This window comes from Desulfobaculum bizertense DSM 18034 (genome assembly GCF_900167065.1).
Classification (GTDB): domain Bacteria; phylum Desulfobacterota; class Desulfovibrionia; order Desulfovibrionales; family Desulfovibrionaceae; genus Desulfobaculum; species Desulfobaculum bizertense.
The window spans coordinates 13,771-36,848 of record NZ_FUYA01000003.1; the positions used below are offsets into that span (position 1 = coordinate 13,771).

The following is a 23,078-nucleotide window of genomic DNA, read 5'->3' on the forward strand; positions in this document are numbered from 1 at the left end:
TGCCGCATACACCGCAGCACACAACGCAAGAAGACAGTTCATGACAAAAGCACAGCCCGCAACACAGCCCATTGGTTCACACAGCTTTGACGAATTCATCGAAATGGCTCGACTTTTTCACAACTATCCTGCTCCGGGCCTGCTCCTTGGTGGCTACATGGTCGAAGAAGCCAAATCGCACATGCCAGAGGGGACCTTATACGAAGCCATTTCCGAGAGTGCATGGTGCCTGCCAGACGCCATACAAATGCTCACGCCCTGCACCACGGGCAACGGCTGGCTACGGGTTATGAACTTTGGCGTCTACGCCATGAGTCTTTATGACAAATACACAGGAAAAGGCGTACGGGTTCGCCTCGATCCGCAAAAGCTCCCACGAGGTTCAGAGCTGCGGGTCTGGTTCTTCAAAGAAAAACCAAAGGCAGAGCAGGACTCCGAGCAACTCCGCCGCGAAATCGGAGAACTTGGTCCGACAGTGCTCAGCACCAGTCCTATCCAGCTTCGCAAGGATCTCATGACCCGCCGAAGCAAGGGGCGCATTGCACTTTGCCCAAGCTGTGGCGATGCCTACCCTTCCGAACACGGCCCAGTCTGCCGAGCCTGTCAGGGAGAATCCCCGTATGATTCCCTCTCTGGGCGCACCGATTCCGTGCTTTTTCCTCTGCCGGAAACCCTGCACACCAAAGCAGCCAGCGCAGCCCTTGGCGAGCAGGCCGAACACGACATGACGCAAATTATACCCGGAGAAAGCAAGGGAGCGGCCTTCCGTCGAGGCCATCGCATTGAGGCCGCAGACCTGTGCAGACTCCACACAATGGGCCGCAACACACTCTACGTCAGCGACGCACCCGCAGGCGAAAACTGGATCCATGAAGACGACTGCGCCACTGCTTTTGCCACAGCCCTCGCTGGGGCAGGCATTGACGCCAACGCCGCACCCCATGAAGGCAAGGTCACTCTTCGGGCCATGCATGATGGTCTTTTCCATGTTGATTCACAAAAGCTCATCGCCTTCAACAGCCTTGATGGTGTCATGGCGGCAAGCCGCTCTGGCTGGACCATCGTCAAAAAGAATGCAGAGCTTGCCGCGACCCGCGCCATTCCCCTCTACCTCCAGCGCCAGACCTATGAGCAGGCCCTTGCGGTACTCCACGGGCGCCCCGTTTTTGAAGTCCTCCCCATGCGCTCCGCACAGGCTGGCGTCCTCATTACAGGGAACGAAGTCTTTCACGGCGACATAGAGGACCGCTTTGAAGAAATTCTTCGCACCAAGCTCACAGCACTTGGCTCCACCCTGCACAAAACCGTTTTTGCTCCAGACAGCCGGGACGCTATTGCACAGGGCGTCCACACCCTGCTCTCAGCGGGGTGCGACCTTATCATCACGACAGCAGGACTCTCGGTAGATCCTGACGACGTGACCCGACACGGCCTCGTGGATGCAGGTGCAGAGCATCTTGTCTATGGTGCCCCCATTCTTCCCGGAGCCATGACACTCGTCGGCACAATACAAGACTTGCCGCTTCTTGGTGTTCCAGCCTGTGCGCTCTTTTTCCAGCGAACCAGCCTTGATCTGCTCCTCCCCCGTCTCCTCGCCGGGCAACAGATAACCCGGCAGGACCTCGCACAGATGGGCGAAGGCGGCATGTGCCTTGGCTGCGCCAACTGCAGTTTCCCCAAGTGTCCCTTTGGAAAATAAAAAAACGCCCCCGCTTACAGGGACGTTCTTCTGTGCTGCAAAAAAGCTTTGAGCGTCTGCTTCTGCCCACTCAGGCCAAGCTTTCGCCGTATGTGTTGCCGATGTGAATTCACACTTTCCCGTGAGATGCACAGACGGTCTGCAATAGCCTTGCTTGAAAATCCCTCCCGGACAAGCTGGGCCAGCTCGATTTCCCGTGGAGTCAGGCCATACTCGGCGAGCCGCCGCTCTGGTTTTTCAAAATAACCGAGACGCCGCTTCAGCGCCGCAACAGCACTCTGCTGTTTCTGCCCTGTGCAGACACTCTCCAACTCCACGATGCAGGGAGCAAGCTCCTGCTGTATGCGTGTGCCATAGTCCTGAACCACCTGAGTCCGATCTTCCTCCCGCAAACGCATCAGCACCCGAAGCGCTGCGTCCCGTTCCTCAAGCTCTTTGCGCAAAACCGCAATCTCGCGTTTCTGGCGTAAAATTTCTGTCACGTCCTCGATAAAGGCCAGCACACCCACCACCGACCCCGTGCGGTTCAAAACAGGAGCCAAATACGAGGTCCAGTAGCTCTCTACAGCTTTTCCCGCCCGCAAATCCCGCAGGCACAAATTGGGGAGACGCACAGGCCGCCGATCATCCCGCGCCTGCCGCATGGCCCGAACAAGCTCGCAGGCCTCTTGCGGAAGATATTCATAATACGGAATCCGGGCGCTCAGCTGTGGAACAGGCCGATCATACTGCGCCAGTATCCGACAAAAGGTCTCATTCCACTGGCTCAGTACAAAATCCTTGTCAAAAAACACGACGGAAACCGGGACATCCGCCTGAACAAGCTCCTGCACACTTTTTTCAGTAAAAGAATCAGCTTCACTCCACAGCATTTCCGCCATTCCCCAAAAGACTCACTATTTTTCTCACCATTTTTTCACCATCGCCTTTTTCCCTGCCTGCGGCATCATTCTCTCGGACACGTATCATATGGCATTCACTGAACATCACACAAGGATACACTCATGAAGAAACATCTTTTGTGCGCAGGCATTTGTGCACTCAGCCTTATCATAAGCGCAGTTTCCGCCAGCGCCTGCACCCTGAGCTACTGGGCACCAGAAAAACAGCATGCCCTGACGGGCCGCAACATGGACTGGTTCTCCGAGATGGGCACCAAACTCTGGATTTTCCCACGCGGTCTTGAACGCAACGGACAGACAGCACAAAATCCCATGCACTGGACGTCCAAATACGGAAGCCTTTCCATCTCTATCTGGGACTGCCTCATTACTGAAGGCGTCAATGAAAAAGGTCTTGTGGCAAACAACCTCTACCTGCCAGAAACCAGCTTTGAAAAACGTAACAGCTCCCAGCCCGGCATGGGCATGAGCATCTGGCTCCAGTATTACCTCGATAATTTTGCCACTGTCGACGAGGCCGTTGCCGCGACAACAGGCAAAGACTTTCAGGTCCAGTCGAGCAAACTGACACTCTTTGGCAAAACAGCAGCGATTCCCCTGCACATTGCCCTGACTGACGCTCACGGCGACTGCGCAATCATTGAGCTGCTGGATGGCAAAACCATCATCCACAGGGAGACAAAGCAGGCCGCACTGACCAACACGGTCTATGCCACACAGAAAATTCTTGCCAAGCAGTATCAGGGACTGGGCGGCAAGCACATGCTGCCCGGAAGTTCCGAGTCAGAAGACCGCTACGCCCGTACAGCGTTTTATTTGACCAAACTTCCGCAGAATGCGTCTTCCCAGCACGCTGTTGCCGGTCTCATGAGCGTCATGCGCAACGCTGCCACACCCATTGGAGCCAACGATCCCAAACGTCCCAACATTGCCATGACTCTGTGGTCAACAGTGACGGACTCCACAACGCAGACCATGTACTTTTCTTCCAGCCTCAGCCCGAACACACTGCGCATTGACCTCAATGCCTGTACGCTGGACAAAGGAGCATCTATTCTGAATCTGGACCCCATGCACACAGCAGACACTCTTGCTGGCGATGTACAGAATGCCTTTGCGCCACACAAAGATATTCCTTTTGTGCAGGCCGGACAGCAGATCACATGGACAGCCCCCAAAACCAAGTAATGCAGAAGATGCGGGCCATCGATGTCTGGTCCGCATCTTCCTTTCTCTCCCGCCGCGACTACAAAAAAGCCAGCGTCCATCCTCGATAAGAAAAAATAATAGGCAAATATATTTTTTATTGGTCATTTTTTATAATGAACCGAAGCCCCCTGCTTTTCCCTTTCCCTGCTTTTTTCTCAAAAGCCCTTTCTCTTTTCCGAGAATTCACTCAGTTATCATGGTTCACAGACATTCACCTAGAGGAGCAATCACTTTCCCTCTGTTTTTACGTTGATTCACAATTTTTAGACTTTTTTTTCATCTTTTTAAAATACTGCTAATGCCTTTTTTCTACAGTACAAAAGTCCATCCCACCATTTCCCTTTTCAGCTCGCCCCCTATACTTTTTTTAACGAAGGTCGTATATCTCCACCGTTTATAGTGGTTTATCATATTTGCTTACGCAAGAAGACACACCCTGCGAACGTGTTTCACTCGGCTGTATAGCCTTCTCTTTTTCTTTTCTTATTCGGACGTGGAAACAATAATGCCCAAAACTGCCATTCGCCCAGAACCCCAGAATTCTGCAGACGCGACCTTTTTTGCTGTCTCCCCCCTTCTGATTTCTCCGGGCTGCATGAGTCATTTTAGCGTCTACTTACGCCAAGACGGTGAATATGTTCTCTACACCTCTGCCGAACAACACTTTACAGAACGGCACAGGCGAAAGCTCTACGATCACGGCGTTACCGAAGTCTATATCAAGGCCCGGCAGTCTGCCTCATACAAGCGCTACCTTGAGGATAACCTCGGTACTATCCTCATGAACGAAAATACGCCGCTTCGGGAACGGGCCAGACTTTTCCACGAGACATCCATCGATATTGTTCGAGAAGCCTACGCCAATCGCCTGCCAGACAACCTGACGCAAAAGCAGGACTTCACGCGCATTGTTGATTTCGTAAAAAAGAGCATGCAGTTTCTGACCCTTGAAAATTCTTTCAAGGCCGTTGGTCAGCTCATTGAGCACGACTACAAGACCTACACCCACTGTATGCACGTTTTTCTGTACTCTTCGGCCATACTCCAAAGCTATGATCTGGACGAAGAGCACCTGATCCAGTGTGGACTGGGGGCCATTCTTCACGACATTGGCAAAGCCAAAATTCCAGAAAAAATTCTGAACAAGCCCGGCCCCCTCACTCCTGCCGAACGCCAGACAATCAATACGCATCCCTTGCAGGGCATTGCCCTGTGCTCACAGGTGCAGCTTTCGCAAACGGCGTATAACTGTATTCTGTTCCACCACGAACGGATGGACGGTTCAGGCTACCCAAGCGGACTCAAGGCCTATGCAATCCCGCTCGAATCCAGAGCTATCGCCATTGCAGACGTCTATGATGCCCTGACCTCTGACCGCCCCTACGCCAAGGCCATGAACCCGTTTCAGGTTCTGCGCTTTATGCGTGACAAAATGTTCTCCGAGCTGGATATTGATATGTACAAACGCTTTGTACAAATCCTCTCGGGTGCAGACCTCATTTAAACACCAACTGACGCCACAGGCCGCACCTCGTAAGGTGCGGCTTTTTTTTGCACAAAAAACACAAAACTCGTTGACATCGATTTTCAACGAGAATAGTAGTACTCAGAAGAACTACTACTGGAGAAACGCACAATGGATTCAACATCAGCTCTGAAATTTTTCGGTTTTACCAAGCAGGAAGCCGTGGTGTACACCACACTGCTCCGCTATGGTCCCCAGACCGGATACGAAGCAGCAAAGAACGCAGGAATCTCCCGTTCCAATGCGTACGGAGCGCTCGCAGGGCTTTGTGAAAAAGGTGCAGCCATGAAGGCCAGCGGAGACGCCAAAAGCTATAGCGCAGTTCCCGGCAAGGAACTTATTCGCAACCTTCGCCGCCAGTGTGACAAGACTCTCGACGTTCTCGAAAAGAGTCTACCCGACCGCCAGGAAACCGAGGCTCCCTACCTGACTGTTTCCGGCTTCGAAAATGTTGTGGACAAAGCCCAGAATGTTTTGGACGAGGCAGAGCATCACATCTATGTCTCGCTCAACAGCCATGAGGCCACACTTCTCCACGACGCACTGTGCCGCGCCACAGCACGGGGACTCAAGACCGTTATTGTTTCGGACACTGACCCCAATGTCCCTGAGTGCATTTATCACTTCTTCCCGAAGGATGCCGGGCAATTCAACATCATTGCCGACACTTCCACAGTCCTGACCGGAAGTCTGGATCCTGAGCTTTCTTCCCAGTGCCTGTATTCAAAAAACACCAATCTCGTCCGCCTGATGCGCGAGGCATTTGTTAATGAGCTTGAGCTCATTCGCCAGCGCGAGGAGAAGTCCAATGAGTGAATCAGTACACATCCACGGCAGCTACACTGAAGACAGCAATTTCTTTGGCGACAGCACCCCTTTTGAACTTGTACGCCGTCATGGCAGCCCCCTGTACGTCTATAATGAAAACGTCCTGCGCGCCCGCTGCCGAGAACTCAAGGAACTTGTTGATTACGAAAAGTTCCACGTCAACTTCTCCGCAAAATCTAACAGCAACCCAGAATTGCTCAAGATTGTTCGGAGTGAAGGACTGCGTGTCGACGCCATGAGCCCCGGTGAAATCACCATGGACGAAATGGCTGGATACGCTGGTGAAGAAATTTTCTTTATCTGCAACAACGTCTCTGCCCAGGAGCTTCGTTTTGCAGCTGACCACAAGGTCCGCGTTTCCGTTGATTCCCTTTCTCAGCTGGAACTTTACGGACAGGTCAACCCCGGTGGCAGAATTGCCATCCGCATCAACCCCGGCGTTGGTGCTGGCCACTGCAAAAAGGTCGTCACAGGCGGCAAGGAAACCAAGTTCGGCATCTCCCCAGCCGACAAGGACAAGGTTCTTGCCATCTGCGAACGCTATGACCTCACGCTGATTGGCATCAACCAGCACATTGGTTCCCTGTTTATGGAAGGCAGTGCCTACCTGCAGGCCGCAGAAACCATGCTCTCCATCTGCGAGGACTTTGGCGAACTGGAATTCATCGACTTTGGCGGTGGCTTTGGCGTGCCGTACAAAAAGCTCGAAGGACAGGGACGTCTCAACCTCAGGGAGCTTGGGCAGGGCCTGAGCGAACTCATTCGCAACTGGACCGACAAAATGGGCTACCGTCCGGAAATCATGGTTGAACCGGGACGGTACATCACCGCAGAGTGCGGCGTGCTCATCGGCGAAGTACATGCCGTCAAGTACAATGCAGAAACCTGCTACGCGGGCACAGACCTCGGCTTTAACGTGCTTGCCCGCCCCATGATGTATGACTCCCATCACGATATTGAACTTTATCGCCGCGGTGACGAGCCTTTTGATGCTCCGCACCCGGTAACCGTTGTGGGCAATATTTGCGAATCTGGCGACATCATTGCCAAGGGACGCGAACTGCCAACTCCCAAGGAACGCGACATCATGGTCGTGCTGGATGCAGGCGCATACGGCCACGTGATGAGTTCCAACTACAACCTCCGCCTCAGACCGGCAGAGGTGCTGATCGAATCTGGCAACACTCCTCGGCTCATACGTCGAAGGGACAACCTCGAAGACCTGCTTGCACCCTACCGGGTCGCGGTTTAGCGTCTTACACTCCCTGCGGTTCTTCCTTCCCCATCACACTCCCAAGTTTAAGGAAGGACCTGCAAACGACAAGTGCCCCCAATGCTTTCCCCAAGCGTTGGGGGCACCTGCGTTTTAAACACTTTTGCACAGCCAGCCCTCCCGCTTTTGCCACAAAAAAGCCCCGCACTCGGCGGGGCTACTCTGCCAGTTCAATCCTGACCAACGCTTATTTCTCAGAGGGAAGCACCATTCCACTTCGGATGTGCAGGTCACGCTGCGGATACGGAATTTCAATCCCGTTTTCCTGAAAGCGGTCCCATATCGCCAAAAGCAAATCACTTTTGACATTCACAATGCCGTTTTGTGGGTCACGAATCCAGACACGCAGCTCAAGGTCCACAGAACTATCGCCAAAGCCCATGAGCCGACAGACAGGCTTGGGAAAAGCCTGAACCCGGTCGTGCCCAGTCGCGGCATCAGTCATCAACTCCATCGCAACTCGCGGATCAGCATCATACGAAATGCCAACAGGCACCTTGAGCCGGACATTGGTATCCGAAAATGACCAGTTCACGACCTGATTCGTAATAAGGTCTTCATTTGGAATCAAAATTTCTTTGCCATCACGGGTCAGGACAGAGACAAAACGCGCCCGAAGACTCGTAATGTATCCATACACAGTCCCGACTTCCACCACATCACCGGGCTTAATGGATTTATCCATGAGCAGGATAAAGCCACTGATGAGGTTGGCAGCGACCTTTTGCAGACCAAAACCAACGCCAACACCGACAGCACCAGAGAAGACAGCAAGGGCGGTCAGGTTAATTCCCACACTGGACAGGGCAATGATGACAATCGCCACCAGTGTCACTATCCGCATGAGCTTGCCAAAAAGCACCCGTGCCGAAGGTGTCAGCTCCGACACCTTGGAGAGCTGTACCTCAATGGCTTCGGCCAGTGCCATCCCGCCTCGATACAGCACAAACATCAAAACAAGTGCCTTCAAAAAAGACAGTGTGGTGATGTCTGAGCCGCCAACGGAAAAGCTCGCACTATCCAGAAAGTCAACAATGTCGTCGAGGAAACCAAGGGTGTTCAGGGCCGCAGCACTCCACGCCACAAGCGCAAAGAGCCGCCCAAAAAAGCGAGACAAAAACAGGAAGGAGGCAAGGCGAATAACAATCCACGCCCCCAGCAAATTTTCGCCAAGCACAAAAAGGCCGTGCGACAGGTCCAGCGCCTTGGCAATGCCAAGGGTGAAGCCAATCAGCAAAAAGGAAAATACAGGAGGAATCAGCTTGAGCAGAGTCAATTTCAGGCGGAGCCAGACTCCAGCCCCCTGCTCAATGCTCGGCCAGCGGCGAAGTACAAGGCGCTGTGTCACAATCCCCAGCCCCCAGCTCAGCACCAAAAGTCCAAGCACAATGCCGCCCTGAATCAGGGTCGCAAGATTCAGGACATTCACATTAAACCAGCTGACGAGCTTCTGGACATATGCCAGCAGCACCTCAAAATCGATAAGTTTATCCATAAAAAGCGTTCAGAATCCTTGTTTAAACCGGGAAACTCACCACATACTGTGTTCCATTGTCTCGTTCGACCTCAATACTCCCTCCCACCTGTGTGACAAGACTTCGCACAAGTTCCAGCCCAAGGCTTCCTGGGCTTTCCAAAGAAATACTTTCAGAGAGGCCAACACCATTGTCCGAGACTTTCAAGATATACTCAGGTTCCCGCTTATGGAACTCGACTCGAATTTCTGAAACAGTCTCGCGCTCCCGTCCCTCAGGGAACGCAAAGCGAAGGGCGTTAGACAAAAGCTCATTCAGGATAAGCCCAATAGGCATGACCTTGTCTGGCTCCAGAAAGAACTCTTCAACATCAAGTGTAATCGTCACGTCGGTTTCAGGAGGGAATGTGCTTTCGACCGCCTCATCAATGGCTTCAAAATAATCACGACAGTTAATCTGCTCGTCGTTATCTGAATCATGAAGGGCTTCATGAATTTTGGCAATAGCGACCACACGCCCGCGCACGGCCTGCAAAGCCTGCGCACATTCCGGAGAAAGGCTGTGCATGGCCTGCAAAGAAAGCAGCGCATTGATCATATTCAGATTATTCTTGATTCTGTGGTTCACTTCCTTGAGCTGAAGCCGCCGGTCCTCAACAGTGTGCTTGAGACCGTTCATCATGGAGTTAAAACCACGTTCGACCTTTTTCTTCTCCAGAACAATCTCAACCATAGCCTTAATCTGGTCATTGGAACTAGGCTTTAAAATATAACCGTACGGATGCACCCCTTTTGCACGGTTCACATGAGCATCGTCCCCATACGCAGTGAGGAGCACCACGGGGATATCCATCGTTGTCTGAATAATGCTACAGGCCTGAATGCCGTCGATATCACCGGGCATAACCACATCCATCAGCACGATGTCCGGTTGCAGGACATTGGCCAGCCGAACAGCATCCCTGCCGCTCGACGCTTTGCCCACGACGTCATAGCCAAGAGCCGTCAGCATTTCCTCTAGCTGGGTGATTATGACGCCTTCATCGTCAACGACAAGAACTGTATGCCTGCCCACATCCATTCTTTTCATCAGTGACCTCCCTACACATCATTACCGAATGTCACGGTAATCTCTGTCCCATTGTTCGATCGCATTTCCAGGCTGCCCCCAAGCTGGAGCGTCACAATATTTCGCATCAGCTTGAGGCCAAGGGACTTGGCGTGTTCGTAATCAAAATTCTCGGGGAGTCCCGGCCCATTGTCTTTTACGCGCAACTGAACACAGTTTTCTTTCAGATTAATGAAGGCCACCCGCAATTCGTTTATCTTCCCCGAGCCTCGGAAGGCATGCTTAAATGCGTTGGACAGCACTTCACTCAAGACGAGTCCACAAGGTATTGCAAGATCAAGAGGCAGACGTATGTCATCCATCTGCTCATAAACAGGAGTAAAATCCTTTACTCCATACATTCTGGCAAGCTGCGTCATGAGCAGCTGCACATAGTCAGCGATTTTGATGTTCTCCAAGTTTCCGCAGCTATAAAGCTGGAGGTGCACCACAGACATGCTGTGAATCTTTCCCTGAAGATCCCGCATGATGTCCGACGACGAGGGGTCCTTGACCCGTCGGGCGGCCATATCCAGCAGGCTGGAGATGACCTGAAGATTGTTCTTTACCCGGTGATGAACTTCCCGCAGGAGCAATTCTTTCTCCCGCAACGAATCCCGGATACTTGATTCATTCTGCTTGGACTCCGTGATGTCGATGCTCACTCCTGCCAGATAAATTTCTGCTCCGTCCCTCACCGTGGACGCCCGCTCACGAATCCAGCGTATTGCCCCATCGCGGCAATGCAGGCGATATTCAAGCTCATAGCTTTGTGCAGAACGGTCTGCATACACGTCAAAGACACGCTCCCGGTCTTCCGGTTCCAGCGCCTCTTCAAAAGCCTGCTCCATCTTGCGAACGCCATCATGCCGCCCAAGCCACTTGTTCAGCGCAGGACTAAAATATTCAAAATTTCTGCGCCCAAGACGCGAAATCCAAAAGGCTTCACCCACAGTTTTCGCAATGAGTTCAAAACGTTGACTGCTTACGCGCAGGGCCTGTTCCATGCGGGAACGTACAACAGCATGCCCAAGCATTTTGGCGGCAGCATTCAGGGCCTCAAGCTCAGGAGAGTACCAGATTCTTCCGGCAGAAACAGCACCCAAAGCCAAAGTTCCCCACCATGCCTTTCCTGCAAATACAGGAATCAACACAATAGAGCCAATGTTTTGTTCAAGAAAGAGAGAAGATGTACGCGAAGAAAATTGTGACGTCTTGGAATGAAAAATTTCGCCCTGCATCAAAACGTTGACGATGCCGTCATTATCATCATGGTAAACACCGACATCATACTCCGTCCCTATCCGAAGCGGCTTAACAGAAAGAGCATTCCACCCTGCATACAAACTATACTTTAATACTTCACTATGATGGTTCTCATTTTCGTTTCGCAGGATAAAGACCCGCTCCACTCCTGCGGCATCACCAAGTCGTTCCAAAACCTCTGGCAGCCCAGAGTCCCAGTCCGCGACCTGCAAAAAGCGTTCAGAAGCAAAGCCCACAGTTTCCAGAACAGCATCACGCCGGAGCAGAGTCCGCTCCATGCGCTTCCGCTCAGAAACATCACGCATAATGGTCATCACCACACTGCGCCCACTCAGATCAAATGAATGGGATGACAGCTCGGCAACAATTTCCTCTCCAGAGGCATCATGAAGCCGCCGCTCATAGAGCTGGCGAGACCCTCGCACTATGGAAAATGCCCCCACGTAATGCTCCGGGTCCATCCCAAGAAGCTGCGGCTTGGTATAACCCAGCAGACTGCATGCCTTGGCATTAACTTCAAGAAAGCGTCCCGGTGCATCCTCAGAGGGGGGAGTATGCAAAAGCAGCGCATCAGAGGCATGTTCAAAAAGCATTCGAAACTTGAGTTCATTCTCTCGCAATGCCTGCTCAAAACGCTTTCTGGAACTAATGTCTGTCAGGACACTGCCAATGCCCCAGGTTTCTCCGCGCGCATCCCGAAGCGGAAACTTGGCCGTCAAAAATGTTCGTTGCCCAAGCGGGAGATTCATTGTCTGCTCAAATTCCAGACTGCGCCCAGTACGAAGAATATATAAATCCTGCTCGCGGCAGTCCCTGTACAGTGACTCAGGAATGTATTCCTGCAAAGACAACTCCGAGACATCAATATCTCGCGGTATCCCCATAAATCGCCGCCAGCTTCGGTTGACCAAGAGGATGTTCAGATCAACGTCCTTGAATGAAATTCCGGCAGGCGAATACTGCATAAACTTTCTGAGCTGCTGGTCCCGACGCTCCAGCTGGCTTTCAGCCCGCATCCGATCCGAAATATCCAAAACCAGCGTGCTGACCCAGGTTCCTCCAGCAAGAGCTGGCACAGCAGATGCGGTGACCCGAACCCAGACATAGCTGCCATCCTTTCGCCTAAAGCGCTTCTCAAGATCATAATTCCGAAGTTCACCAGAAATGAGCTTCTCATACAGTTCTTTGTTACGCCGCAGTTCGCGAGGATGCCCTACGTCAGAATACCGCAGTGCAAGCAACTCGTCGCGCGAATATCCTGTGAGTTCACAAAAGCACTGGTTCACATCCTGAAACACGCCTTTGCCATCTGTTCTGGTCATGCCCACGGCGACCCGCTCAAAGGTTGCCTGATGCTGGAGTTCCCGCTCCTGCATCAATGCCTTTGCCCGCATCCGGTCATCCTCGGCGGCAATGGCAGAGGCAATCATGGCCACCATGCACTCATCCTGATAATCAGGTTCAAAATCATCCCGAAAATACAGGCTCAGAGCACCAAGGGCCTTTTCTCCAGACATAACGACCATGCCCATGTACGTCTTTGCTCCAAACTGCTGCACAAAGCTGTCTGTAGAAGCGTATGCGCTCTGGCCCAGATTCCGCACAAGACACAGACGGTCCGCAAGACGCTGAAGAATGACATCCGTTGCCAAATGTCCGCTTGCAGGACTTTTCACGGGGGTATTGGGCGACACATTCCATCCCACCCGCAAAAAAAGCTGTTCACCTCGCAGAGAATTATATGACGCAAAGTCTGCGCCCAGGACAGAGCCGCAGAGTTCCACCAGCTTTTCAAGGTTGGTGCGATGATTTACCCCCAGTCCCAAAAGCGTCTGGACAAGATTCTCCATCCGCCGCTGGAGCGTGCGTTCAGAGGTCACATCAACGCTAATTCCAAGGCAGGCTGGTTTGTGGTCATAGACAAAGGGAATCAGACTGGTCTCAAAAATATGCCCCTTGAGCATGCTGCATTCAATGTCGACCTTGTGCCGAGGCTCATTCGAGAGCACAACCTTGCGGCTGAGTTTTGGAAACTGGCAGTCAGAATCAACACAGGGAGAATAGTCCGAGATACGGGTCCCAACCAGATGCTCAAAATTTGCATGTCTGATTTTTGAAGAATGCTGGTTCACAAAAAGGTAGCGACCATCAGCATCACAGGCAAAAATGGCGTGAGGGACAAGGTCGAGAACCTTGCGCAGAGTTTTTTGACTCTCCTGCAATTCCTGCTGAGCCTTCACCTGCTCGGTAATATCAGAAAGGAATTTGAGGATAGCAGACTGCCCCCGCCAGCGAATGCGCATAGACCGAATGCGAACCCATTTCTTGCCACTGTTTGGCGTCAGCAGCTGGGTCTCAAAATCCGGCCGGTCGGCCTTGCCAACCAGACGGGCATGATGAGCAAGGCGAACAGACTCCACGCATTCGGGAACCACAAAGTCCAGATACGGCTTCCCCACCATCTCGGAAACAGAGCATTCAAGCAGACGGGCGGCACCGGGGTTGGCAAAAACCACGGTTTCGGCATCAGCGACAAGAATTGCCTGACTCGAAACTTCGGAAAGATGAAGAAAAGGTTCAAGGGCAAGAGATTCACCATTGGAAAGGCAGGGAATGCGCTCTGGGCGCAAAAAAACAATAAGATATTTTTCTCCAGAAGCGGGGTCCAGATGCACACGCTTATCGCAGCGAAGATGCCGTTCCGAGCGGCCCCACGTCTGAAAGCAGCACAAATCATTGACGGGTTCCTCCGCCAAAACAGCCCTGTCGTGGGCTTCCATTTGCATCCCGGCCTCAGCGCCAAAAAGTTCTGCTGCGCGCCGCCCAATAATCTCATGAGCAGACCGGTCCAAAAGCTTTGCTGCCGCTGCATTGACAAAGACATATTCATACGCAGAGTTTTTCACAAAACATGGCTCTGAAAGACCATCAAACAACGCAAAAAAAATCCTGTTTTGTGTCTCAGTTGGCAGCTGAACATTCGCGTCCGCCTGCCACTTCAACCCAACTCTATCCGCGTCCTTCTGCGTGTTGTCCACTCTTCCCCCAGTGAAGACTAAACTCCCGACAAGGTGTCAAAAAGTCTCCTATTATTCTGGACCAATAGCACACAAAACGCGGCAATCACAAGCATTACATTTACAAAATCCATCGCCCCACATGCTGGACGCATTCCAGAACATATTATACAGATTGTAAGACAGAAAAAAGAGACCTTCACACCGTGCCACTGCACTTCGAGGAGCAATGCAACCCATGAAAGAACTTATTCATTTTCCAGACATGGGAACATGGTCTTTTGTTCCCGGCACCGAATCAGTTCGCATGCAGTCGTTCTCACCCAGCACAGAGGATGATGGGTGCACCTGCTACCTGTTGGAAACGCAGGACTACATTATTGGCATCGACCCAGGCCTCCCAGAGCCTCAGATTCAGAACTTTCACAGCCTGCTTCGAGATCTGATTGACGAAAAAAAACGGCCAGTAAGCCTTTTCTATACCCACTGGCGGGATGGCATTTTTGACGCATCCCTGAATCTTGGTGCCGACATTGCGCTCCACGCAACAGCCCTGTGTCACGCCTTTGCCCAGGACGACCCGCCAGAAGCACAGGAATTTTTTCAGCGTTTTGGAAACAGTACCGGACTGTTCTGTGGGCACGGCTCTGCCTGCGTCTACCGCTCACTGCTCACGCCCGCTGGCGAACTGGAAGCCCTTGCGATTCCGCTCACCGCTGATGCCGGGCTTCAAATTTATCAGACTCCGGGGCTGCAAAGCTGTGCCATCAGCCTTCGCGTCAAGCACGCCCTGTTCATTGGGAATCTCCTTGGTGAACAGGAAACGCAGGCACATGCAGGCCCTGATTCCCACATTTATCGCCAGACCCTCGGAAAAATGGTCTGGATTATTGAGCAGGCGAACGTTACAGAAGTGCTCCCCGCGTACGGGCCACGCCTGACCGCTGACGAAGCTGTCCGGCGCATGCAGGCCCGTATGGGAAAGTGACTGACTGGAGAAAGAATGAACGAATACGACGAGAATGAATATACCGAGCGCAAAAGCAAAAGCCAGCTTAAGCGGGAGATGCTTGAGTTGCAGGCCCTTGGCGAAGCACTTTGCGCCCTGTCCACAGAAATTATCAAGCGCCTGCCCATCCCCGAAGACATTCGGGCCGCAGCGCTTGAATCAAAAAGTGTCACCAAGCACGAAGCCCGTCGCCGCCACATGCAGTACATGGGACGACTGGTGCGTGAATCCAAGCAGCTTGACGAGTTGCGTGAGGTGATGAAGCGGCTGGAAGACAAACACAGTGGCGAATCCCAGCAGTTCAAGCGCATTGAAAAATGGCGCGATCGTCTTGTTGCTGGTGAGATGGACCTCATCGAGGAAATCCTTGCTGAGTATCCCGATGCCGACCGTCAGCGCCTGCGCCAGCTGGCCCGCAATGCCGCGAGTGAAATCAAAAAGAACAAACCACCCAAAAGTTCCCGCGAGCTTTTCCGTACCCTGCGGAAAATCACACAGCAGTAAACGAAAGCAGAGCACACGCTCTGCTTTTTTTATGACACAACGCCCTGCAAAAATTCCTGCCTACGCACTCTTTTCACCTGCATTTCAAGCTCTTTTTTCGCTTCATGAAAAAAGCTGTTTTTTCTGTTGCTTTTCCTTTTTAAACGTGCAAATGACAATTAAGGGTTTTGCGCGCAATGTTCTGCACTGTGCGTAGTACTCCATTAGAAAAACCCTTTTTATGGAGAGTGGAATGGCTTCTCAAAACGAAAACAAAAATTATGACGTCATTATTGTGGGCGGCGGTCCTGCTGGACTCTTTGCCGCATACTATCTTGCAGAGCACTCGGACCTCAGCATTCTCATCCTTGAGAAAGGCAAGCAGCCTCTGAGCAGAAAGTGCCCCATTGGCAAGGGTGACGATTGCATCAAGTGCAAGCCCTGCAACATCCTCTGCGGCATGGGCGGCGCTGGCCTCTTCTCCGACGGCAAGCTGAATTACATTCCGATTCTGGGCAAGACCGACCTGACACAGTTCATGCCTCTGGCACAGGCTCAGGCCCTGATTGACGAAACAGAAGAAATATACAACGCCTACAACATGGACGGTAAGGTCTACCCCACCGACATGGCGGCTGCCAAAAACATCCGCAAAGATGCCATGAAGTACGGCGTTGACCTCCTGCTTATCAAGCAGAAGCACCTTGGCAGTGACAAGCTGCCCCACTACATCAACGACATGGTCGAAGACCTCAAGAAGAAGAACGTCACCGTAAAAACTTCTGAGGAGGTCAAAGACATTCTCGCTGATGGCGATCAGGTCACTGGTGTTGTTACCAAAAAGGGCGGCTGCTACTACGCACCCAACGTCATCATGGCTCCCGGCCGTGTTGGCGCAGACTGGGTTTCCCGCGTTGTGCAGAGCCACGGCCTGAACGTGACCCAGCGCGGCATCGAAGTTGGTGTTCGTGTCGAGGTTCACAACGAGATCATGCGTGACCTCTGTGACATCGTTTACGACCCGACCTTCTTTATCCGCACCCAGAAATACGACGACCAGACCCGTACCTTCTGTACGAACTTTGGTGGCTTTGTTGCTCTGGAAAACTACCAGGACTTTGTCTGCGTGAACGGACACGCAAACATGGTTGAGAAGTCGGAAAACACCAACTTCTCTTTCCTGTCCAAGGTCGTGCTGACCGAACCCGTGACGGACAACCAGGCATATGGTGAATCCATTGGCCGTCTGGCGACCATCATTGGTGGCGGCAAGCCTATCCTCCAGCGCTTTGGTGACCTCAAGCGTGGCCGCCGCAGCACATGGACCCGCATCAACAACAGCTACGTTGAGCCGACCATGAAGAACGTCACCCCCGGTGACATCGCAATGGCTCTGCCTGAACGTATCGTGACCAACCTCGTGGAAGGTCTCGAAAAGCTGAACCTCGCTGTTCCCGGCGTTGCAAACGACGAGACCCTGCTCTACGCACCGGAAATCAAATTCTTTGCAACTCAGGTTGAGACCTCTGACCACCTCGAAACCTCCATCAAGGGCCTGTTTGTGGCCGGTGATGGACCGGGCGTTGCTGGTAACATTGTCTCCGCCAGTGCAACGGGCATCATTCCTGCCAAGGAAATTGTCCGCCGCTGCAAATAAGCGAGAACATCTCCGCACAGACAGGGAAGCTCCTATGGGGCTTCCCTTTTTTTTGATCATCACCGTGCGCCCATTGCCCCAGACTAGCGCTCCTGCTAAACTGGCGCAGGTTTAGAGGTGTCACACACCGTTTTTCTTTTTTTGCTACTGCCGCATACGGCAAAGGAGCCAGTCAGCACATGTCGCAAGCCACGCAGATTTCATCACCTGCGCTCAAGGCCCTTGTTGAGACAACAGAGAAGGCAAAGGAACTTGCCCGCGAAGAAATCAAGGCCCTGCGCAAGGACCTGCTATTTTTGGAACGCCAGCTCAACAGCAAAAAAACACCTCCACCAGATGAGGTCCCGCTGCACGACATTGTTCACGGCGCGATGGAAATTTTTAAGGCAGGCTCACTGGCCATGGAAAACGAGCGTATGCTCGCTGGCATGAAAGACGCCGTTGAGCGTTCCCTTTCTGAGGACTTCCTGCTCGGCAACGGGGCAACCCTGCTCAAGGAACCCGCCGGGTGGCACTGGATCTCTCCCAAAGGGGTCATGCACTTTCTCGGGAGCGGCGAAGAGCCGCAAAAAGCTGTCGCCAAACTCAAAAGACATCTGCCCAGAAAGCCAAAGGCCCAGCCCGGAGCTGAAGAGGCAGAAGCTCCTGCAACTCAGGACGCATAAAAAAAGCGCCGTGGCATCATGCGACGGCGCTTCATTTTTGTCTGGTGCAAACTATTTCTGCATTTCTTCAATAATTTTCTTCAGGTGGGCAGCCTGCGTTGCAAGGTCCCGTACAGAACTCATTGATTCAGTCATGGTCCCGTGTGTTTCCATTGCAATCTGGTTGATGCCCTCAGTTGCCGCCGCGATTTCCTCACTCGTGGAAGACTGCTGCTCCGAGGCCGTTGCGATAGCCCGGACCTGATCTGCGGCCTGTTCCACCATATCAACGATTTCCTGTAGCACAACTCCACACTTGTGTGTGACGTCGCGCCCCTGCTCGACCTGCACAGCCGCACTTTCTGCCCCACGAACATTTTCGTTCGCGCTCTGCTGAATTGCATGAATGGACTGTGTGACCTCACGCGTCGCATCCATTGTGCGCTCGGCCAGCTTACGGACCTCGTCAGCTACAACGGCAAAGCCTCGACCAGCATCACCAGCACGGGCGGCCTCAATTGCCGCATTCAGCGCCAGCAGGTTTGTCTGGTCCGCAATATCCTCAATCACATTGACGACCTGCCCAACATTTGTTGCCTGATCGCCAAGATCGCGCATGGATCCACTCAGATTTTGCGCCATATCGCGCAGCTCGTTGGACTTGCTCACAGCGTCCTGCACAACAGTCTTGCCATTTGCAGCATGCTCCTGAACCTTGTCCACAACCGAAGCCGCATCGCTTGCATTCCTCGCCACTTCCAGCACAGTCGAGTTCATCTCTTCCATTGCCGTTGCGACTTCTTCTGTGCGCTTCCGCTGTTCCTCTGCACCAGTACTCGACTGTTCGACCTGCGCCGAAAGCTGTTCCGCGGCAACAGAGACCTGATGTGAAACATGATCGGCATCGCCAGCAGCCCGCACCAGCACTTCGTGCTGCTCACGTACCTGCTGTTCCTGCTCCCGGATTGCCGTCAGATCAATCCACAGAGCCAGCGTCCCCAGTACCTTTCCGTCCATGTCATGGAAAGGCGTCGACGTGACGCTCACATGAAGGGTACGGCCATCAGTCCGTTCAAACGGATATTCTTTTTCAATGCGGCACATATGTTCCAGCGCCTCATCAGACACTGTTGCTTTGCTGGCATCACCAAAGAAAAATTCGCCAGCAGACAGACCATAATATTCTTCCGGCTTTCCCGTCTTTCCGAGCAGCTCGCACATTTCCTGATTGATATAGCTCATTTTACGATCTGCGCCAGTAATCGCACAGGGAATAGTCAAGCCACTGAGCACGCCCTCAGCAAAGCCCAGCTTGTTTTTCAGCTCATCAACCATTTGTGAGATGTTTTCAGCAAGCCCTCGCAGTTCAAACCGAAAATCTCCATCAAGTTCAGCCTGAAGGTCCCCCTCGGCTACGCTTCGGGAAAAGGCTTCAACCTGCATCAAAGGTCTGAATGCATAGTGGCGCAGCAGGAAAAGCAGTCCACCGCACACCACCAGCACCATCATCAGGCCAGCGCCAAGCATGACTGTCCGCATTTCCAGAGCACGCGAGGTCAAATCATCTTCATAGGCTCCAACGGCAACGTACCAGCCTGTTTCAGGCTCCTTTTGGAAGCTCATGACTTTTTTTCGGCCCTGCCATGTGTACCAGATGACCCCTGAATCGTTTTGGAGCGCGTCCTGAATATATGTGTGCTGACTCGAATCCGTCATCTCAAGAGATCTGTCGCCACCATGTCCGATCATCATTCCCCGGCTATCAAAGATAAAGCCGTACCCCTCACGGCCAACCTTCACAGGATCAAGGTATTTGCGGACAAAAATATCCCAGCGCGGATAGATCACCAGCCCGCCCTGTGGCTTTTTATCATAGTCCAGAACAGGTGTTGCCACAGCAAAGGCCAGTCCACCATCTTCTGTTTTATTAATCGTCCCAGAAAAAAAGCGTTTCTGCCCCTGTTTGACAACAGCATTCAAGATTTCCGGCTCAATTTTGCGAGTATGGCGGAGGCTTTTCCCCTCTGTATTAACACCCGTTACGATTTCGCCTTTGGCATTAAACACAAGGATGGCAGAGCATTCCGAATGCGCTTTCAGTATATCTCGGTAAGCTCGGAAAGCCTTGCTCGCGCCGTAGGAAGACACGAGGCTATTTTGCGCTGTGGACGCTCCCCCCAGGCTCTCCGCAAGGACTGCGGCATTATCAAGGTAGCTCCCAAGGAAACGCACCAGCGCTTCCTGTTCGGCCTGTGCTGTCTGGGTCCCCATTTCCACGGCAAGCGTTCGCGTTGACGTGTTCACGTACCAGATCAGCCCCCCAACAGAGGTGGCGATAACCACCACTGCAAGAAACGATAAAAACGTGTTCAGACTTTTAAACTTCACGGTACCCTTCCCTTCTGTGTGTGAAGCACTCAAATATATATTGGGTGGTTTTTTTGTTGTTAGGGGCGCTGCCCCTAAAACCCTGCAAGGGACGCTGTCCCTTGACCCTGCCCAAGGACGAGGCCCTTGGGAATCCCGCTTTCGCTGGACTATGGGGCTGAGTGGGATGAGAGCAAAGCTCTCCTCTCCATCAGCCCCATAGTCCAGCTAGTGGGCACCCAGTGCGTTCTTTTTCTTTGCGCCTCAACCCTTTCTTTCTGAACGCAAACGTTCAGAAAGAACCTGGTGGTAACTCGCAAAAGAGAAAGAAGCTCTCGACGTTATGCCCAACAAGTTTGAATTTCATTCACGCGAAGCGTGGAGGGAATTCAAACTCGATGAGGATACGTAAGGGAATCATTCCCTTACGCGGGGGTTTGGGGGCAGGCCCCCAACTTCCCCCTCCCACCCATCCAGCCCTCGCGGGCTGGGGCTGGCCCCCAATCTTCACCACCCATCCCAAAAGCCAAAAAAGGGGGCCTCCTGCGGAAGCCCCCGAATCATTATTCTTACACAATGAAGTGGCAAGCTACCCGTTTGATTGCATATCCTCTATAATATTTCTCAGCTGCTGTGCAAGCTGAGCGAGGTCAGCAACGGCCTGTGAGGATTCATTCATTGCGAGAGAGGTTTCGCTCGCGATGCTGTTCACACTTTCTGTAGCGCGGGCAATTTCCTCACTTGTTGCAGACTGCTGCTCTGCAGCGGTAGCAATAGCACTTACCTGATCGGCAGTTCCGTCAATAAGTTTTGTAATCTGAGACAAAATTTCACCAGATTTTTGTGAAACATGCTTGTTTTTTGCAACAAGCTCCGCAGCGTCATAGGTTCCTTTGACGTTTTTCTGCGCGCTATCCTGAATCTGACGGATGGAATCTGTTACTTCCCGGGTGGCCTGCATAGTCCGCTCGGCGAGTTTCCGCACTTCATCGGCCACGACGGCAAAGCCACGACCAGCATCACCCGCGCGAGCAGCTTCAATAGCGGCATTGAGGGCAAGCAGGTTGGTCTGGTCAGCAATATCCTGAATCACAGTGATAACGTCACCGACTTCATTGGCCCGCAACTCCAGATCTCCCATGCTTCCCCGAAGGACTTCGACTTTTTCAGTCACGACATTCGCCATCTCAACGGATTCACTCACAGCAGAGTTGCCATCGCGAGCGGACTGCCGAACCTGTTCAGCAAGCTCTGCGGCTGCTCCAGCATTCTGTGCAACCTCAAGAACAGTCGCATTCATCTCTTCCATTGCGGTCGCGACTTCACTCGTCCGAATCTTCTGCTGCTCAGAACCTTTGCTGGCCTGCTCAACCTGTGCAGATAATTCTTCTGCGGCGGCGGCAACATTGTTGGAAACAGCATCAGCATCCCCCGCAGCCTGCGCAATGGTGTCGCGCTGAGAAACAAGCTGCTGTTCCTGCTGCCGAATCGCAGTTAAATCGAACCAAATAGCCAAGGTTCCGAGAAGAGTTCCCTTCTGGTCATAAAATGGCGTTGAGGTCACAGCAGTGTAAATTGTCCGGCCACTGGGGAGCTGCAAAACACTTTCTTCTTCAATCTGCTTCTGCTCAACAATGGCCCGATGCGAAATGGTCTCCGCAGCCGGGTCGCCAAGAAAGAATTCTCCAGAAACAACACCAACATATTGCTCAGGTCCATGCGACTTCTCCAGATAGCTACACATTGCCGCATTGGTATAGCGAATTGTATTGTCTGGATTGGTAATGGCGCACGGTACGGTAACGCCCTTGAGCACTCCATCAGAAAATGCAAGCTGCTCCTTGAGTCGATCAAGCATTGTCCCAATATGCCCAGAAAGCTGCCCCAGTTCATCCTCAGATTCAATGAGGAAAGCCGCATCGAGATCACCCTGTGAAACCTGAGCTGTCGTCTCGGTAATGTGCTGTACTTTGCGCAAAACCTGAGCACGCAAAAAGAGCAGAACACCGCCGACCATGACAATCAGCCCTGCAACACCAAGAAAGCCAATATTGCGAAGCTGCGAAGACATGGCAGCCATTTGGGGACTGACATCCTGAACAAGCAAAAGCTGTCCCAAAACCTTCTGGGATGCGCCATGACAGTGATGGCAGGACGGGTCATTGGGGATGGACCGGGAATGAACAAAGACAGGATTTTCACCAAGGTCCATAAGACGGGTTTCGACACTGCCACCACTCAGAGCAGCCTTTGACATGCCCATAAGCGCCGGATCGCTGTAGAGTGCGCTCATGTCCTGCCGCTCAGCCTGCCCCTGCGTGGAGTACGTCACGTTGCCGCGAAAGTTTGTAATGTACACCTTGATGTGCGGATAATGCTCCGCAATAAAAGAAAACTGCTCACGCGTGCCTCTGTCGTCACCAATAACCATTGGTTTTTCAATGGCATGAAAAAGCAGTTCCGAATTCTCTGTAATGGCCTGTCCGAGACTCTCGCGGAAGTTTTCTTCCTGCCATGACGCATTGACGAGTGCGAGTCCGGTGAAAACCACCAGACTAATCCCAAGGACAAGAAGCGCGACTTTCATACTCAGCCGCTGACGGATACCTGAAAACAT

At 52.5% G+C, this 23,078-nt stretch carries 15 protein-coding genes; 9 read left to right on the forward strand and 6 right to left on the reverse strand.

Annotated elements, in window-relative coordinates:
• Positions 1 to 40 precede the first annotated feature (40 nt).
• Positions 41 to 1,699, forward strand: coding sequence for an FmdE family protein (locus B5D23_RS05090; RefSeq protein WP_078684338.1), 1,659 nt, complete (start codon positions 41 to 43; stop codon positions 1,697 to 1,699).
• Between the two features lie 14 nt (positions 1,700 to 1,713).
• Here the strand turns inward: B5D23_RS05090 and B5D23_RS05095 are convergent, their stop codons facing one another.
• Positions 1,714 to 2,571, reverse strand: coding sequence for a helix-turn-helix transcriptional regulator (locus B5D23_RS05095; RefSeq protein WP_159445918.1), 858 nt, complete (start codon positions 2,569 to 2,571; stop codon positions 1,714 to 1,716).
• A 132-nt stretch (positions 2,572 to 2,703) separates the two neighbouring features.
• Here B5D23_RS05095 and B5D23_RS05100 point away from each other — a divergent pair, with 132 nt between their 5' ends.
• The 4 genes from B5D23_RS05100 (at position 2,704) to lysA (ending at position 7,415) form a co-directional block, all read left to right on the forward strand.
• Positions 2,704 to 3,789, forward strand: coding sequence for a linear amide C-N hydrolase (locus tag B5D23_RS05100; RefSeq protein WP_078684340.1), 1,086 nt, complete (start codon positions 2,704 to 2,706; stop codon positions 3,787 to 3,789).
• 526 nt (positions 3,790 to 4,315) lie between these two features.
• A complete protein-coding gene (locus B5D23_RS05105) occupies positions 4,316 to 5,314 on the forward strand; it encodes an HD-GYP domain-containing protein (RefSeq protein ID WP_078684341.1) in 999 nt (332 codons plus the stop codon).
• Between the two features lie 132 nt (positions 5,315 to 5,446).
• Positions 5,447 to 6,151, forward strand: a complete 705-nt coding sequence (locus B5D23_RS05110) for a TrmB family transcriptional regulator (RefSeq protein ID WP_078684342.1) — start codon at positions 5,447 to 5,449, stop codon at positions 6,149 to 6,151.
• Complete coding sequence (gene lysA, locus B5D23_RS05115; RefSeq protein ID WP_078684343.1) at positions 6,144 to 7,415, forward strand: diaminopimelate decarboxylase; 1,272 nt, start codon at positions 6,144 to 6,146, stop codon at positions 7,413 to 7,415. Before B5D23_RS05110 ends, lysA begins: the two co-directional genes overlap by 8 nt.
• 208 nt (positions 7,416 to 7,623) lie before the next feature.
• Here lysA and B5D23_RS05120 read toward each other — a convergent pair whose 3' ends face one another.
• From B5D23_RS05120 to B5D23_RS05130, 3 genes are read right to left on the reverse strand one after another with little or no spacing between them, the layout of a single operon-like run.
• Positions 7,624 to 8,931, reverse strand: coding sequence for a mechanosensitive ion channel family protein (locus B5D23_RS05120; RefSeq protein WP_078684344.1), 1,308 nt, complete (start codon positions 8,929 to 8,931; stop codon positions 7,624 to 7,626).
• Between the two features lie 22 nt (positions 8,932 to 8,953).
• Positions 8,954 to 10,000, reverse strand: coding sequence for a response regulator (locus tag B5D23_RS05125; RefSeq protein ID WP_078684345.1), 1,047 nt, complete (start codon positions 9,998 to 10,000; stop codon positions 8,954 to 8,956).
• Positions 10,001 to 10,011: 11 nt separating this feature from the next.
• Positions 10,012 to 14,322 (reverse strand): PAS domain S-box protein, encoded by a 4,311-nt coding sequence (locus B5D23_RS05130; RefSeq protein ID WP_078684346.1) that lies wholly within the window; start codon positions 14,320 to 14,322, stop codon positions 10,012 to 10,014.
• Between the two features lie 217 nt (positions 14,323 to 14,539).
• Here B5D23_RS05130 and B5D23_RS05135 point away from each other — a divergent pair, with 217 nt between their 5' ends.
• The 4 genes from B5D23_RS05135 to B5D23_RS05150 all read left to right on the forward strand — a co-directional run bounded on the left by B5D23_RS05135 (position 14,540) and on the right by B5D23_RS05150 (position 18,115).
• On the forward strand, positions 14,540 to 15,289 hold the full coding sequence (locus B5D23_RS05135; protein WP_078684347.1) for a hypothetical protein: 750 nt from the start codon (positions 14,540 to 14,542) through the stop codon (positions 15,287 to 15,289).
• 15 nt (positions 15,290 to 15,304) lie between these two features.
• Positions 15,305 to 15,814: a ribosome biogenesis factor YjgA gene (yjgA, locus tag B5D23_RS05140; protein WP_078684348.1), complete on the forward strand. Its 510-nt coding sequence runs from the start codon at positions 15,305 to 15,307 to the stop codon at positions 15,812 to 15,814.
• Positions 15,815 to 16,046: 232 nt separating this feature from the next.
• Positions 16,047 to 17,450, forward strand: a complete 1,404-nt coding sequence (locus B5D23_RS05145) for an NAD(P)/FAD-dependent oxidoreductase (protein WP_078684349.1) — start codon at positions 16,047 to 16,049, stop codon at positions 17,448 to 17,450.
• 179 nt (positions 17,451 to 17,629) lie between these two features.
• Positions 17,630 to 18,115, forward strand: coding sequence for a hypothetical protein (locus B5D23_RS05150; protein WP_078684350.1), 486 nt, complete (start codon positions 17,630 to 17,632; stop codon positions 18,113 to 18,115).
• 51 nt (positions 18,116 to 18,166) lie between these two features.
• Here B5D23_RS05150 and B5D23_RS05155 read toward each other — a convergent pair whose 3' ends face one another.
• Both B5D23_RS05155 and B5D23_RS05160 read right to left on the reverse strand, forming a co-directional pair.
• Positions 18,167 to 20,482, reverse strand: coding sequence for a methyl-accepting chemotaxis protein (locus tag B5D23_RS05155; RefSeq protein ID WP_078684351.1), 2,316 nt, complete (start codon positions 20,480 to 20,482; stop codon positions 18,167 to 18,169).
• Positions 20,483 to 21,050: 568 nt separating this feature from the next.
• Positions 21,051 to 23,078, reverse strand: a complete 2,028-nt coding sequence (locus B5D23_RS05160) for a methyl-accepting chemotaxis protein (RefSeq protein ID WP_078684352.1) — start codon at positions 23,076 to 23,078, stop codon at positions 21,051 to 21,053.

Coding starts and splice junctions, on each gene's coding strand:
- B5D23_RS05090 (WP_078684338.1), top strand. CDS start 41: ATGACAAAAGCACAGCCCGCAACACAGCCCATTGGTTCACACAGCTTT.
- B5D23_RS05095 (WP_159445918.1), bottom strand. CDS start 2,571: ATGCTGTGGAGTGAAGCTGATTCTTTTACTGAAAAAAGTGTGCAGGAG.
- B5D23_RS05100 (WP_078684340.1), top strand. CDS start 2,704: ATGAAGAAACATCTTTTGTGCGCAGGCATTTGTGCACTCAGCCTTATC.
- B5D23_RS05105 (WP_078684341.1), top strand. CDS start 4,316: ATGCCCAAAACTGCCATTCGCCCAGAACCCCAGAATTCTGCAGACGCG.
- B5D23_RS05110 (WP_078684342.1), top strand. CDS start 5,447: ATGGATTCAACATCAGCTCTGAAATTTTTCGGTTTTACCAAGCAGGAA.
- lysA (WP_078684343.1), top strand. CDS start 6,144: ATGAGTGAATCAGTACACATCCACGGCAGCTACACTGAAGACAGCAAT.
- B5D23_RS05120 (WP_078684344.1), bottom strand. CDS start 8,931: ATGGATAAACTTATCGATTTTGAGGTGCTGCTGGCATATGTCCAGAAG.
- B5D23_RS05125 (WP_078684345.1), bottom strand. CDS start 10,000: ATGAAAAGAATGGATGTGGGCAGGCATACAGTTCTTGTCGTTGACGAT.
- B5D23_RS05135 (WP_078684347.1), top strand. CDS start 14,540: ATGAAAGAACTTATTCATTTTCCAGACATGGGAACATGGTCTTTTGTT.
- yjgA (WP_078684348.1), top strand. CDS start 15,305: ATGAACGAATACGACGAGAATGAATATACCGAGCGCAAAAGCAAAAGC.
- B5D23_RS05145 (WP_078684349.1), top strand. CDS start 16,047: ATGGCTTCTCAAAACGAAAACAAAAATTATGACGTCATTATTGTGGGC.
- B5D23_RS05150 (WP_078684350.1), top strand. CDS start 17,630: ATGTCGCAAGCCACGCAGATTTCATCACCTGCGCTCAAGGCCCTTGTT.
- B5D23_RS05160 (WP_078684352.1), bottom strand. CDS start 23,078: ATGTTTTCAGGTATCCGTCAGCGGCTGAGTATGAAAGTCGCGCTTCTT.